The organism is Cupriavidus necator, from assembly GCF_040578825.1.
Classification (GTDB): domain Bacteria; phylum Pseudomonadota; class Gammaproteobacteria; order Burkholderiales; family Burkholderiaceae; genus Cupriavidus; species Cupriavidus necator_E.
The window spans coordinates 85,877-98,818 of record NZ_JBEFLI010000017.1 but is presented as its reverse complement, the minus strand read 5'-3'; the positions used below and the strand labels follow the sequence as shown (position 1 = coordinate 98,818).

Sequence of the window (12,942 nt, the reverse complement as noted above, 5' to 3'; positions counted from 1 at the left end):
CCTTGAGCGGCACCCAGCCGAGCGACTTGCGGCCGCGATAGCGCAGGTACGGCCGGCGGTGCTGGCTACGCGACTTGGCGTACTGCTCGCAAACCGCGTTGATGGTGCCGGAATGGATGCGCAGTTCCTTGCTGGTGCCGGTCGTCAACACGTTCAGATCGAAACCCGTGGGCCATTTCTTGCCCCACTTGAGCGCGTGCTTCTGCGTGTCGTTGCAGGTCCAGACGTAGTTCACCGCGCGGCTCTGCTGATTGAGCAGGCCATTCAGCGACTTCACCCGGTAGCGATAGACCAGAAGCATGCCGGTCATTCTAAATTGGAAGTGCTTGCTGCCGGCAGCACTCCTTTCACTCCCCGCCCTGAAGGCGGGGTTTCTCGGAGCAAATCTGATGACCACTGCCGCAATGCTGCCTGACAACCAGGATGAATTCGCGCAGCCCGGTGGGGACGAGCCCCGCTTTGCCTGGGCCATCACCGGCTCCGGCCATTTCCTCGAAGAGAGCCTGGCGCTCGCGCGCGAGCTGCCTGATGTCGACCTGTTCCTGTCGCGCGCCGGCGAGGAAGTGCTGGCGCTCTATGACATCCGCATCGAGCAGCTCAAGCCGCGCTTTCGCGTGTTCCGCGACAAGAGCCACAGTGCGGTACCGGTCGGCACGCTCTACGAAGGGCACTACCACACCGTGGTTATCGCGCCCGCCACCAGCAACACCGTGGCCAAATGCGCGCTGGGCATCTCGGATACGCTGCCGACCAATATCTTCGCCCAGGCCGGCAAGCTCGGCCTGCCGGGCATTGTCTTTGCATGCGATACCGAACCGGTGGTCGTGACCAAAAGCCCGCATGGCTGGGTCACGCTGCATCCCCGCAATATCGAACTGGACAATGTCAGGCGGCTGCGCGAGATCGACCACAGCCGCGTGGTGTGTTCGATCGAAGAACTGCGCAGCGCGCTCGACCAGCGACTGCAGCAACTGTCACTCAGATGGAACACATTGTCTTCCTGACCGGACGCCTGGCCGAGAAAGGACTGGAGCGCGTGCTCGACAGCATGGCGCCGGCGCCGTTCACCTGGGAGATCCGCGAACTCGGCCTGCAGGTGGCGGCGCTGATGACCGCCGACATGGTGCGCCGGCGGCTCGCGCCGCCGGTGGCCGCCGACCGGATCATTGTGCCGGGACGCTGCCGCGGCGACCTCGACGCGCTGTCGCAGCATTACGGCATCCCGGTCGAGCGCGGCCCGGAAGAGCTCAAGGACCTGCCCCAGTTCTTCAACCGCAAGGCGCGGCCGGCCGACCTGTCGCAATACGACATCGCCATCTTTGCCGAGATCGTCGACGCGCCGCAGCTCGATATCGACGCGGTGCTGGCGCGCGCCCGCCAGCACCGCGCCGAAGGCGCCGACGTGATCGATATCGGCTGCCTGCCCGCCACGCCGTTCCCGCACCTGGAAGAGACTGTGCGCGCGCTCAAGGCCGAGGGCTTCGCCGTCAGCGTCGATTCGATGAATGGCGACGAGCTGCTGCGCGGCGGCCGCGCCGGTGCCGACTACCTGCTGAGCCTGTCGCTCGACACGTTGTGGATCGCCGACGAGGTCGCCGCCGTGCCGGTGCTGGTTCCGCGCGAGCCGAGCGACGAAGCGTCGCTGCATGCCGCGGTGGAGCAGATGCAGCAGCGCGGCCGGCCATTCCTGGCCGACGCCATCCTCGACCCGATCCCGTTCGGCCTGCTGGCCTCGCTCGGGCGCTACGAGCGGTTGCGCCAGCGCTTTCCGGATGCGCCGATCATGCTGGGTGTAGGCAATGTGACCGAGCTGACCGAGGCCGACACCTGCGGCATCAACGCGGTGCTGTTCGGCATCGCGGCGGAGATGCAGGCGAAGGCGGTGCTGACCACGCAGGTCAGCCCGCACGCGCGCCGCGCCATCCGCGAAGCCGATATCGCCCGGCGCGTGATGTACCTGGCGCGCGAGCAGCGCATGCTGCCCAAGGGCATCACCGACCAGATGATGAGCCTGCACGCCAAGGTGCCCTACCCCTACAGCGCCGACGAAATCGCCGAAACCGCGGGCGCGATCCGGGACCCCAATTTCCGCGTGCAGGTGTCCGAGCGCGGCATCCATATCTTCAACCGCGATGGCCATCACGTGGCCGGCGATCCGTTTTCGCTGTTCCCGCGCCTGCAGCTCGAGTCGGACGGCAGCCACGCGTTCTACATCGGCGTCGAGCTGGCCCGGGCCGAGATCGCTTGGCGTCTTGGCAAGCGCTACGTACAGGACCAGGCGCTGGACTGGGGCTGCGCGGTCGATCAGGAAAGCGAAGACCTGGCGCAATGGTGCGCGCCGGGAACCACCATGCGCAAACGGGCCTGATGGTCCGATTCCACCTTCCATGCCGAACGACATGATCCACGAGACCGTCGTCACCACCGTCAACCGCGACGGAGTGGTCCATATCGCGCCCATGGGCGTGCGCTACCGTGATGGCGAAGTCATCCTGATGCCGTTCAGGCCGTCGGCCACGCTCGACAACATCGTCGCGAGCGGGCACGCGGTGGTGAACCTGACCACCGACGTGCGCGTCTTTGCCGGCTGCGTGACCGGCCGGCGCGACTGGCCCACCGTGGCTGCCGAGCGCATCGCCGGGGCCAGGCTGCAGTCCGCGCTCGGGCATCTCGAACTGGTGCTGGTGCAGGAATGCGGCGATGAGGCGCGCCCCACGTTGCGCATGGCCTGCGTGCACGAAGGCCGCCACGCCGGCTTTGCCGGATTCAACCGCGCACAGGCCGCGGTGATCGAGGGCGCGGTGCTGGTCAGCCGCCTGCACCTGCTGCCGCCGGACAAGATCGCGCACGAGATGGCGTACCTGCAGATCGCCATCGACAAGACCGCGGGGCCCGATGAACACGAGGCCTGGCAATGGCTGCGCGCTGCGATCGCGGCGCACGCGGCCAGGCGAGAGACAACCCGCACCACAGAGGAAAGCCAATGACCGCCCTGCTCACCAGCGTGCGCGACCTGGAAGAAGCGTACGATGCCGCGGCCGCCGGCGCCGACCTGCTCGACCTCAAAGAGCCGCGCGCCGGCGCGCTGGGCGCGCTGCCGGCGCACACCGTCAGACAGGTCGTGCAGGCCGTGCGCCGGGGTTGGCCGGGGCTGCCATTGAGCGCGACCATCGGCGACCATGCCGCCGGCGAGCATGCCGCGATGCTGCGCATGGCCGATATGATCGGCGGCTGCGGCGTCGACTATGTCAAGGTGGGCCTCGCGCCGGGGCCGCACGCCGGCGCCGCGCTGGAGCAGCTCGCCCGGCTGCCGTGGCAAGTGGTGCCAGTCTTTCTCGCCGACCACGGACTCGACCTGGCGCTGGTGGCATACGCGTGCGCGCTGGGCTTTCCTGCCGTGATGGCGGATACCGAGGACAAGCAGGCGGGCAGCCTGTTCGATTGCGTCGGGCATGCCACGCTGGCCAGCATGATCGGCAGCGCCAGCGCGCTGGGCTGCAAGGTGGGGCTGGCCGGCGCGCTGCGGCTTGAACACGTGCCGCAACTGCGCGCGCTGGCCCCTGACATTGCCGGCTTCCGTAGCGCCCTGTGCGAGGGCGCACGCGCCAGCCGGCTTGCTCCTGCGAAGGTCCGGGCGCTGCGCGCGGCGCTGAGCGGCCAGGCCGAAGCGGCCGCGATACAAGCGGCCTGACGCGCGCGCCGGCGTCTTCCCGTTCAGCTTCCCGTCGAGTAAAGCAGCAGGTCGCGCATCCGCGCCAGGTCGCTCTTGTGCAGCAGCGTGATCGGATACGGCGCGCCGCGCGTGTGGCGGCCGAACTGGCGGTCGACCACCTGCTGTGCGATATGGTCCTGCAGCGTGCTTTCCGGTTCGAGCGGGCAGGACTTGACCAGCACCAGCTTCTCGGCATTGAGCCGGTTCGACAGCCAGGCGGCGATGCTGTCGGACGTGACATCCCAGCAGGTCAGTTCGTCGGCCTGTTCGCGCAGCAGCGCAAACGGCAGCCAGACCGCCACGCCGGCCTCGCGCAATACGCGGTGGATGTCCTGCTCGTCGACCGCCAGCGACAGCCCGGGACACAGCCCGTTCATCATCATGCCGTATTGCACCATGGCCAGCACCGCCATGTTGTGCGCCACCACCTCATCGAACGCCCATACCGCGTGGTGCTCCCTGACCTGGTCGGCAAAGCCGCCGCCGCCAGGCACCACCACGATACGGCCGCCGCCCAGTTCGCTCAGGTCCTGCAACCAGTCGCGCAACAGCGGATCGCGCGCGACGCTGCCGCCGATTTTCACCACCCACATACAGGCTCCCGTTCGCTGCCGTGCCGTTTGCCGTCTGCCTCAACCCTACAACCGTTATCGCGCTGGCTGAACCCCTCCGCAGGCATGGATGCCTTGCGGCGACGCGCCGCTATCCTGCGCATGGCAGCGCCTCCTCACCGGCCGCCACGCCGCGCAGGGCGCGCTCGAGCAGCACGGCAACCGCCACGCCCGGCGCGCACACGCGGGCCCATGGCGCGGCCGCCCCGGAGATCCCCACAAGGTCCTCGAAGGCGCGATAGCGGCGCCCCAGCCGGCCGGCCAGCTCGCGCACCAGGAAATGGCCGCAGCCGGCCCCCACCAGCGGCGCCTCGGCCGGCAGCCCGGCCGCATCGAGCACGCGCAGCAGGTTGTGTCCCAGCTCCGCGATCTGCGCCATGCGCCATTGCCCGGCCAGTGCCAGCCAGTCGGCAGCCGGCGCCTCGTGCGCATCGCGCCCGATCATCCGCGCCAGGCGCTGGCGCGTCGCCTCCGGCGTCTTGGCGCGGCCATCGGCGCTGGGGTGCGCATCGTGGAGCGCGGGCAGTTCCCCGGTCAGCCGGTACACATCCGCCGTGGTGGCGAACCATTCGTTCATGACATTGACCAGCACCCCGCCGAACGCGATGCGTGGCGCCAGTGCGCACAACGGCGTGCGCACCACGCCCTGGTAGACCAGTTCGCCGCTGGCGAGCCGCCCTGCGTCGTCGCGTCCGTGCGCCGCCACGCGCCCGCCTGCCAGCGGGATCATGTCGGTGGTGGTGGTGCCGATATCGACCAGCACGGCGTCCGGGCACCGCGTCGCCGCCAGGCTCGCTGTCGCCAGCCAGTTGGCCGAGGCGATGCTCGCCCAGTCCGATTCGACTTGCGGCTGCATGCGCCAGCCGGCTTCGCCGGCATAAAAATGCACGCGTTCGCCGAAGTTATCCGACATGACTTGTGCCAGCGCGACCACGCCGGCCTGCCGGTGCTCGAACAAATCGGTCATTTCGCCCGTCATGGTGACCGCATGCGCGACATCCCGGCTGCGGCCGCAATCCGGCCAACGCTCTCTCGCGCGCACCAGTGCTTCTTCCAGGTGGCCAAGGCCCTGCCATAGCGGACAGGCCCATTGCGCGACATCGCGCACCGCGCCGTGCTCCAGCCGGGCCGCCTTGATGTTGGCGCCGCCGAGGTCCCAGCCATAGATCACCGCGGCGCTGCGGCCTTCAGCCTCCATTCGACGCTCCGTTGGTTTCCTGCATTTCGGCACAGACCTGGTGACTGGCCAGCATCTCCAGCGCGAGATTGCGCCCCAGCGCCGCGGACAGGCCGCGATAGGCGCAGGTGACGCGCGGATTGATCTCGATCACCACCGGGCCCTGGCGCGGATGCAGCACGACGTCGATGCCGACAAAGCCCGACAGGCCCGGCACCCCGCCGGCCACGGCCTCGGCCAGCCGGGCCAGCACGCGGCCCTGTGGGCCCGCGGGATCCATGATGTTGGTCTGCACGCCGTCGTAATGGACCACGCCGTCGCCATCGACGCGGATGCGCTGGCGGTTGATGCTCAGCACCTCGGCGCCGCCCGGTCCGCACAGCATCGACACGCTGAGCGGGACCCCTTCGACCCAGGGTTCGAGCACGACGGTTTCGCCCGCGGCCAGGCGCTGGCGCCACGCCGCGTGCGCGGCGTCGAAACGGCTGTAGCTGCGGGTGGCGACCGCGCCGGCGCCGTCGTCGGGCTTGACCACCCATCGGCCGCAGTCCGGTTGCGGCACATCGCCGTCGCGCCATGGCCGCGTCGTGGCGATGCCCAGCCCGCGCAGGTGACGCACGGTGGCGGCCTTGCTGCCGGCCAGCGCGATTGCGGTGGCACTGCTGCCAAGCCAACCCGCGCTGTCGACGGCGCGTCGCAAACGCAACAGGGTCCCGCCGGATTCCGGCGCCACCACCCAGCTCACATCGTGCCGCGCGGCCTGCCGGCGCACGAAGGCCAGCGGCGTCTCGCCGGTCCTGCGCCGGCAGTACGCCACGTTCAGCGCGCCGTAGCAGTCTTCGCGCCATTCGGCTGGCGATACGGCGCAACTGACCGTCACGTCGTCGATGCGCGCCAGGTCGCCGATCATGGCGTCGCGCATCAGCCTGCCCTGCGCCAGCAGCTCGGGCGTGACATGGCGCTCGACACCGCCGCCGCTGATATATTCATACACGAATACACGAGTCATCACGTCAAGTCCATGCACATCGTCCCCGTCATCGACCTGCTCGACGCCCAGGTAGTCCGCGCCGTCAGGGGCCAGCGAAACCAGTACCTGCCCATCCGCTCCGGCCTGTGCGCAGGCAGCGATCCCGTCACGATCGCGCGCGCCATGCTGGGCTACTGCGCGGCGCGCACGCTCTACATCGCCGACCTCGACGCGCTGACCGGCAAGCCTGCGCAATGCGACACCCTCGCCGCGCTGTGCCACGCATTGCCCGGCGTCGAACTCTGGCTCGACGCCGGCTTTGCCGATGCCGCCGACGCCTCCGGCGTACTGGCCCGGCTTGGCGCCAGCGATGGCATCGACAGCACCGCGGCCCGGATACGGCCGGTGTTCGGCAGCGAATCGATACGCGCCAGCGCCGGCGAGCCGCTCGCCTCGCCGTTCCTGCAACTTCCGCAGGCCCTGCTGTCGCTGGACCGCCGCCACGGCTCGCCGCTCGGACAGGCATCGTGGTGGCAGGACAACCGCGACTGGCCCGGCAGCGTCATCGTGATGACGCTCGACCGGGTCGGCGCGTTCGAAGGTCCCGACCTGGCACTATTCGAACAGGTCCGCCGCCAGGCGGGCCCCGCGCGCCAGCTCATCGGCGCCGGCGGCATCCGCGATGGCGCCGACCTCGACGCCGCCGCGCGCAGCGGTGCCCATGCCTGGCTGGTTGCTTCCGCCATCCATGACCTGCGCATCGCCCCCGCCGCACCGGCCGACAGCTAAGCCTGCGACGCCCTCCTCACACACGTTCCGTGCCAAGCACGGGGAGCCACCGCAAAACCCGCGCGGCAGGCCGCCGAGGTGACACTCTGCAACGTCCGCGACACACAATCTGTCCCGCTGCGATGCAACAGGCGGTGCGGGGCAACGCGCGTGGCGACGCAGGACTGAAGCGTGCGGGCGCTGCGTACGTCGCCGCTGCATAGCGCTGGATAGTGTTGGATACGGTTGGCACAGGCCTTGCACGAGCGGGGCATGACTTCCACTCGCTCCTCTCCCGCGCCGGCGCCCGGCGGCGATCGTTCCGGCGGCGCCCCCTGGACCTGTCCGTTCTGCTCGCTGCTGTGCGATGACGTGAGCGTCGTTGCGAGGGATCACGCGGGCGATCACACCGGTGCCCACCTCGCGCTGCGCGACGGCCACTGCCCGCGCGCGACGCAGGCGCTCGGATGGTTTGCCGCGAAAGCAGAGCCGGCGCCAGCGCTGATCGATGGCGATCCGGTGACGCAAGCGGCCGCCCTCGACGCCGCCGCGCGCTTGCTTGGCAGCAGCCGGCAGCCGCTGTTCGGCGGCCTGGCCACCGATGTGGCCGGCATGCGCGCACTCTACACGCTGGCCAACCGCACCGGCGCCATCCTCGACCACGCGCATGGCGACATCATGCTGCACAGCATGCGCGCCCTGCAGGATCGCGGCGGTTTCACTACCACGCTGGCGGAGATCCGCAACCGGGCCGGCCTGGTGCTTTGCATCGGCACCCAGCCCAGCGCGAAGCATCCGGAATTTTTCCGCCGCTGCGGCATGGCCGAAGCGGGTCCGGTGCCGGAGCGCGAGCTGGTCTTTCTTGGCACGCCGGCCGACCCTGCCGCGCACGGCCTGCCCGGCACGCGCCTCGACACGGTGGCGCTGCATGACGACCTGTTCCAGACTCTCGCGTTGCTGAACGCGCTGTGCCTGCCGCGCGCGCTGGCTGACGACGGCATCGCGCCGCCGGCGCTGCGCGAGCTGGCGGCCCGGCTAAAGGCAGCCCGCTACGCGGCACTGGTGTGGAACCCTTCGGCGCTGGCGGCGCACGCGCACGGCGGCCATGCCGCGCTGCTGATCGAACGCATTCACCAGCTGATCAAGGCGCTGAACCGCGGCACGCGTGCGGGCGGCCTGTCGCTGGGCGGCGATGACGGTGCCAACACCGCCAACCAGGTCGTCACATGGCTGAGCGGGCTGCCGCTGCGCACCGGCGTCCACCGCGGCGGGCTCTCGCACGATCCGCATCGCTACGGCACGCAGCGGCTGCTGCGCGACGGCAACGCCGACGCGCTGCTGTGGGTGGCGAGCTTCACGCCTGAACTGGCGCCCCCATCCACCGCACTGCCCGCGATCACCCTGGGACATCCCGCACTGGCCGCCGCGCTGGCGGGCCGGCCCGGCGTCTTTATTCCCGTATCGACACCGGGCATCGGCGCGCGGGGCCACCTGTTCCGCACTGACGGCGGCGTGACGCTGCCGCTCACGCCGGTACTGGACGACGGCGGCCTGCCCACCGTCGCACAAGTGGCCGCGCAATTGCTTGAGCGTTTGCCGGCACCGCAACCCATGCCGGAGCCCTCATCATGAGCCCAGCGCACACCGTCCGGCTGCGCGGCGGACGCGTCTACGATCCCGCGCACGGTATCGACGGCCAGCTACGCGACCTCTGCATCCGCGACGGCCGCCTCGTCGAGCTGCCGCCGAACCAGGTGCCGGACCGCGACATCGACGTGAGCGGCATGGTGGTGATGGCGGGCGGCATCGACATGCACTCGCATATCGGCGGCGGCAAGGTCAACCTTGCGCGCATGCTGCTGCCCGAGGACCACCGCGACAGCGCGCCCGTGGACAATCCGCTCGAGCTGGCCTCGTGCGGCACCTGCGCGCCCGGCACGCTGGCCACCGGCTACCGCTACGCGCAGATGGGCTACACCGCCGCGTTCGAGCCGGCGATGATGCCGTCCAACGCGCGCCACACCCATCTCGAGATGGGCGACGTGCCGATCCTCGACCACGGCGCCTATGTCATGCTCGGCAACGACGAGCTGTTCCTGCGCATGCTGGCCGAAGGCACTGAGTTCGAGCGCCTGCGCGACTACGTCGGCTGGACCATTAACGCCAGCAAGGCGCTCGGCGTCAAGGTGGTGAACCCGGGCGGCATCTCCGCGTTCAAGTTCAACCAGCGCCAGCTCGATGTCGACGACCAGCACGTGCACTACCGCATCACCCCGCGCCAGGTGCTGCACACGCTGAGCCGCGCGCTGACCGAGTTACGCGTGCCGCATCCGCTGCACATCCACGCCAGCAACCTCGGCGTGCCCGGCAATGTGGCATCGACGCTGGCCACCATCGACGCGCTCGAGGGCCTGCCCGGCCACCTGACCCACGTGCAGTTCCACAGCTACGGCACCGAGGGGCCGCGCAAGTTCTCGTCGGCGGCGCTGCGCATTGCCGATGCGGTCAATGCCAACCCGAACATCTCGGTCGACGTCGGCCAGATCATCTTCGGCCAGACCGTGACCGCGTCGGGGGACACCATGATGCAGTTCCGCAACGCGGACCTGGCGCAGCCGCGCAAGTGGATCGGCGCGGATATCGAATGCGACGCCGGCTGCGGGGTGGTGCCGTTCCGCTACCGCGAGCAAAGCTACGTCAATGCGCTGCAATGGGCGATCGGCCTGGAGCTGTTCCTCAGCGTCAGGGATCCGTGGCAGGTCACGCTGACCACCGATCACCCCAACGGCGGGCCCTTCACCAGCTACCCGCACCTGATCCGGCTGCTGATGGACAAGCCGTTCCGCGACGAGCAGCTGGCCCGCCTGCATCCCGAGGTCGCCGCGGGCTGCAGCCTGCCCGACATCCGGCGCGAACTGACGCTCTACGAGGTGTCGGTACTGACGCGCGCCGCGCCGGCGCGCTTGCTCGGGTTGCGCGACCGCGGCCACCTCGGTGCCGGAGCCGCCGCCGACCTCGCCGTGTACCGCGACGACGCCGACCGCGAAGCGATGTTCAGCACGCCCGAATACGTGTTCAAGGACGGCACGCTGGTGGCGCGCGCGGGCCGCATCGTCGCCACCCCGGCGGGCGGCACGCATTTTGTCGAGCCCGACTACGACCGCGGCATCGAGAAGACCCTGCGCCAGTACAGCGACCACCACCTGTCGGTCAACTTCGGGCACGCGGCCATCGGCCATGACGAGCTGTGCGCGTGCTGCAACGGCGGGCGGCTGCTGCCGGCACAGTGCGACCCGCTCTACCGCAGGGATGCCGCGCAGCCGGCGCCCGCGGGCTGACAGTCATTTCCTGGACCACCGGCATGCTGATCAACGGAATCACCATCGACGACACCTTCGCGGAGGCCTTCCCGATGAAGGCGACCCGTCTGGTGATCACCGCCCATAACCTGACCTGGGCCCGCCATGCGGCCGCCTCGCTGACGGGCTTCGCGACTTCGGTGATCGCCTGCGGCTGCGAGGCCGGCGTCGAACGCGAGCTCGACGCGGCGGACTCGCCCGATGGACGCCCCGGCGTGGCGGTGCTGCTGTTCTCGATGTCGGGCAAGGAACTGGCCAAGCAGGTCGAGCGCCGCGTCGGCCAGTGCGTGCTGACCTGCCCCACTACCGCGGTGTATGCCGGGCTCAGCGACGGCGAAGCGATCGCGCTGGGCAAGAACCTGCGCTTCTTCGGCGATGGCTGGCAGATCGCCAAGATGATCGACGGCGTGCGCTACTGGCGCGTGCCGGTGATGGATGGCGAATTCGTGTGCCAGGAAACCACCGCGGTGACCAAGGCGGTGGGCGGCGGCAACCTGCTGCTCCTGGCGCGCGACACCGACAGCGCGCTGGCCGCGGCCGAAGCCGCGGTGGTGGCGATGCGGCGCCTGCCCAACGTGATCCTGCCCTTTCCCGGCGGCGTGGTGCGCTCGGGCTCCAAGATCGGCGCCAGGTATGCCGGCATGAGCGCCTCCACCAACGACGCCTTCTGCCCGGGCCTCGCGACCCTGGTGGCCGGCAGCCGGCTCGGCGCGGCGGCACGTTGCGTGCTGGAGATCGTGATCGACGGCCTGACCGACGCCGATGTGGCCGCGGCCATGCGCGCCGGCATCGACGCGCTGACCGCCCGCGGCGACGCCAGCGGGCTGGTCGGCATTTCCGCCGGCAACTATGGCGGCAAGCTCGGCCCCTATCATTTCCACCTGCATCGGCTTGCCGGCGTCGGAGAACACGCATGAGCGGGCTGACCCTGCGCCTGGCCGCCGCGCCCGCACTGCGGGTGGACCTGCGCCGGCTGACCCCTGCCGCGCTGGCCGGGCTGGCCCCCGACGCCGTGGCCCGCATGCCGCTGTGGCACGGCAACGAGCGCATCGCCGTGGGCGACCTGTTCGCGCTGGCGCCGCATGCCGCCCCCGACGACGCACCCAGCCTGGCCTTCGAAGGCGACCTTGCCCGCTTCGACCGGATCGGGTGGCAGATGGATGGCGGCACGCTGCGCATCGAAGGCAATGCCGGCGATTACCTCGGCTGCGGCATGCTGGCCGGCACGCTGCGCGCCAGCGGCGACGCCGGTGACTTCACTGCCGCGGGGATGGCCGGCGGCGAGCTCGCGGTCGGCGGGCATACCGGCGACTTCGCCGCCGCCGCGCTGCCGGGCGAGATGGACGGCATGCGCGGCGGCACCCTCAACATCGGCGGCAATGCCGGCGAGCGCTTCGGCGACCGCATGCGGCGCGGCACCGCGGTCGTCGCCGGCAATGTCGGCGCCTTCGCCGCCTCGCGCATGGTCGCGGGCACCATCGCCGTGGCAGGCGCCGTGGGCGATCACCTCGGCTATGGCATGCGCCGCGGCACCGTGGTGGCGCTCACGGGCAAAGCACAGCCGCCGGCCACCTTCGTGCCCGTCGACAGCGATTTCGACGTGTTCTGGCGCCTGCTGGCGCGCAGCCTGGCGCGCCACTGCGGGCACTTCGCGTCCCTGCCGGCCCTGCGGCCGCGCCGCTTTGTCGGCGATCTCGCGGTGGACGGCAAGGGCGAGCTGCTGAGCTTCGGCTGAACCGCCACTCACCCGCCCACATCCTTCAATCCGAAAGAGAACCCAACCATGACCAGTTCCCTGATCTTCCGAACCGGCGAGGCCACCGTGCTGGCGGCCCCGGGGCAATTCACCGACGCCATGCCCGAGATCGTGCTGGGCCGCACCGATGGCCCGGTCGGCCACGCCTTCGCCGGCATGATGGCGCAGAGCAAGGGCCATACCGCGATGTTCGCGATCCGCGCCTGCAACCAGATGGTGCGGCCGGCCACGATTATCGTGCCCAAGGTCACGCTCAAGGACATGGCCAATATCGACCTGTACGGCGGCGTGGTGCAGTCGGCCACCGCCGATGCGGTGGTCGACTGCCTGATCGAAGGCATCCTGCCAAAGGACGAGGCCAACGAGCTCTGCATCATCAGCCTGGTCTGGATCGATCCCCGCTGCGCGGCCGACGCCAACCTGGACAAGCGCGATATGTACCGCACCAACTACGAGGCCACCAAGCTGGCGATCCGCCGCGCGCTCAATAACGAGCCGACGGTCGAGGAACTGATCGCCAACCGGGCGACCATCCGGCACGACATGGACGACTGGAGCTGAGGCCGGCGCCATGCGCAGGCCGACCATC

General features: G+C 69.9%; 13 protein-coding genes and 1 pseudogene. 10 read left to right on the top strand and 4 right to left on the bottom strand.

Annotated features, from left to right (window positions below; genetic code table 11):
* Positions 1 to 301: pseudogene (locus AB1I47_RS11345) on the bottom strand (RNA-guided endonuclease InsQ/TnpB family protein); the annotation flags it as partial.
* Positions 302 to 404: 103 nt separating this feature from the next.
* Here AB1I47_RS11345 and AB1I47_RS11340 point away from each other — a divergent pair.
* From AB1I47_RS11340 to AB1I47_RS11325, 4 genes are read left to right on the top strand one after another with little or no spacing between them, the layout of a single operon-like run.
* Complete coding sequence (locus tag AB1I47_RS11340) at positions 405 to 1,004, top strand: flavoprotein (RefSeq protein ID WP_354683851.1); 600 nt, start codon at positions 405 to 407, stop codon at positions 1,002 to 1,004.
* The gene (locus AB1I47_RS11335; protein WP_354683845.1) at positions 983 to 2,368 is read left to right on the top strand and encodes a DUF6513 domain-containing protein; all 1,386 of its coding nucleotides are present in this window, start codon (positions 983 to 985) and stop codon (positions 2,366 to 2,368) included. Before AB1I47_RS11340 ends, AB1I47_RS11335 begins: the two co-directional genes overlap by 22 nt.
* A 31-nt stretch (positions 2,369 to 2,399) precedes the next feature.
* Positions 2,400 to 2,987: a DUF447 domain-containing protein gene (locus AB1I47_RS11330; protein ID WP_354683844.1), complete on the top strand. Its 588-nt coding sequence runs from the start codon at positions 2,400 to 2,402 to the stop codon at positions 2,985 to 2,987.
* A complete protein-coding gene (locus AB1I47_RS11325) occupies positions 2,984 to 3,691 on the top strand; it encodes a (5-formylfuran-3-yl)methyl phosphate synthase (RefSeq protein ID WP_354683843.1) in 708 nt (235 codons plus the stop codon). The genes AB1I47_RS11330 and AB1I47_RS11325 overlap by 4 nt, the downstream gene beginning before the upstream one ends.
* Before the next feature lie 23 nt (positions 3,692 to 3,714).
* Here the strand turns inward: AB1I47_RS11325 and AB1I47_RS11320 are convergent, their stop codons facing one another.
* From AB1I47_RS11320 to AB1I47_RS11310, 3 genes are all read right to left on the bottom strand, one after another.
* Positions 3,715 to 4,305 (bottom strand): amino acid kinase family protein, encoded by a 591-nt coding sequence (locus AB1I47_RS11320; protein ID WP_354683842.1) that lies wholly within the window; start codon positions 4,303 to 4,305, stop codon positions 3,715 to 3,717.
* Positions 4,306 to 4,414: 109 nt separating this feature from the next.
* Positions 4,415 to 5,521, bottom strand: a complete 1,107-nt coding sequence (locus AB1I47_RS11315) for a hydantoinase/oxoprolinase family protein (protein ID WP_354683841.1) — start codon at positions 5,519 to 5,521, stop codon at positions 4,415 to 4,417.
* Positions 5,511 to 6,509 carry an ATP-grasp domain-containing protein gene (locus AB1I47_RS11310; RefSeq protein ID WP_354683840.1) on the bottom strand — a complete coding sequence of 333 codons (999 nt, stop codon included), beginning with the start codon at positions 6,507 to 6,509 and terminating at the stop codon, positions 5,511 to 5,513. Before AB1I47_RS11310 ends, AB1I47_RS11315 begins: the two co-directional genes overlap by 11 nt.
* 12 nt (positions 6,510 to 6,521) lie before the next feature.
* Between AB1I47_RS11310 and AB1I47_RS11305 the strand changes: the two genes are divergently transcribed.
* From AB1I47_RS11305 to fae, 6 genes are all read left to right on the top strand, one after another.
* Positions 6,522 to 7,259 (top strand): HisA/HisF-related TIM barrel protein, encoded by a 738-nt coding sequence (locus AB1I47_RS11305; RefSeq protein ID WP_354683839.1) that lies wholly within the window; start codon positions 6,522 to 6,524, stop codon positions 7,257 to 7,259.
* 252 nt (positions 7,260 to 7,511) lie between these two features.
* Entirely contained in the window at positions 7,512 to 8,870 is a 1,359-nt protein-coding gene (locus AB1I47_RS11300; RefSeq protein ID WP_354683838.1) for a molybdopterin-binding domain-containing protein, read from the top strand.
* Positions 8,867 to 10,576, top strand: a complete 1,710-nt coding sequence (locus AB1I47_RS11295; RefSeq protein ID WP_354683837.1) for a formylmethanofuran dehydrogenase subunit A — start codon at positions 8,867 to 8,869, stop codon at positions 10,574 to 10,576. Before AB1I47_RS11300 ends, AB1I47_RS11295 begins: the two co-directional genes overlap by 4 nt.
* A 23-nt stretch (positions 10,577 to 10,599) precedes the next feature.
* Positions 10,600 to 11,514, top strand: a complete 915-nt coding sequence (gene fhcD, locus AB1I47_RS11290) for a formylmethanofuran--tetrahydromethanopterin N-formyltransferase (protein WP_354683836.1) — start codon at positions 10,600 to 10,602, stop codon at positions 11,512 to 11,514.
* On the top strand, positions 11,511 to 12,332 hold the full coding sequence (locus AB1I47_RS11285; protein WP_354683835.1) for a formylmethanofuran dehydrogenase subunit C: 822 nt from the start codon (positions 11,511 to 11,513) through the stop codon (positions 12,330 to 12,332). The genes fhcD and AB1I47_RS11285 overlap by 4 nt, the downstream gene beginning before the upstream one ends.
* A 48-nt stretch (positions 12,333 to 12,380) precedes the next feature.
* Positions 12,381 to 12,914, top strand: coding sequence for a formaldehyde-activating enzyme (gene fae / locus AB1I47_RS11280; protein ID WP_354683834.1), 534 nt, complete (start codon positions 12,381 to 12,383; stop codon positions 12,912 to 12,914).
* Positions 12,915 to 12,942 lie beyond the last annotated feature (28 nt).

Excerpts from the sequence above, each read along its gene's own strand:
- fhcD (WP_354683836.1), top strand. The coding sequence starts at position 10,600 with ATGCTGATCAACGGAATCACCATCGACGACACCTTCGCGGAGGCCTTC.
- AB1I47_RS11300 (WP_354683838.1), top strand. The coding sequence starts at position 7,512 with ATGACTTCCACTCGCTCCTCTCCCGCGCCGGCGCCCGGCGGCGATCGT.
- AB1I47_RS11315 (WP_354683841.1), bottom strand. The coding sequence starts at position 5,521 with ATGGAGGCTGAAGGCCGCAGCGCCGCGGTGATCTATGGCTGGGACCTC.
- AB1I47_RS11335 (WP_354683845.1), top strand. The coding sequence starts at position 983 with ATGGAACACATTGTCTTCCTGACCGGACGCCTGGCCGAGAAAGGACTG.
- AB1I47_RS11310 (WP_354683840.1), bottom strand. The coding sequence starts at position 6,509 with ATGACTCGTGTATTCGTGTATGAATATATCAGCGGCGGCGGTGTCGAG.
- AB1I47_RS11340 (WP_354683851.1), top strand. The coding sequence starts at position 405 with ATGCTGCCTGACAACCAGGATGAATTCGCGCAGCCCGGTGGGGACGAG.
- AB1I47_RS11285 (WP_354683835.1), top strand. The coding sequence starts at position 11,511 with ATGAGCGGGCTGACCCTGCGCCTGGCCGCCGCGCCCGCACTGCGGGTG.
- AB1I47_RS11330 (WP_354683844.1), top strand. The coding sequence starts at position 2,400 with ATGATCCACGAGACCGTCGTCACCACCGTCAACCGCGACGGAGTGGTC.
- fae (WP_354683834.1), top strand. The coding sequence starts at position 12,381 with ATGACCAGTTCCCTGATCTTCCGAACCGGCGAGGCCACCGTGCTGGCG.
- AB1I47_RS11325 (WP_354683843.1), top strand. The coding sequence starts at position 2,984 with ATGACCGCCCTGCTCACCAGCGTGCGCGACCTGGAAGAAGCGTACGAT.
- AB1I47_RS11295 (WP_354683837.1), top strand. The coding sequence starts at position 8,867 with ATGAGCCCAGCGCACACCGTCCGGCTGCGCGGCGGACGCGTCTACGAT.
- AB1I47_RS11305 (WP_354683839.1), top strand. The coding sequence starts at position 6,522 with ATGCACATCGTCCCCGTCATCGACCTGCTCGACGCCCAGGTAGTCCGC.
- AB1I47_RS11320 (WP_354683842.1), bottom strand. The coding sequence starts at position 4,305 with ATGTGGGTGGTGAAAATCGGCGGCAGCGTCGCGCGCGATCCGCTGTTG.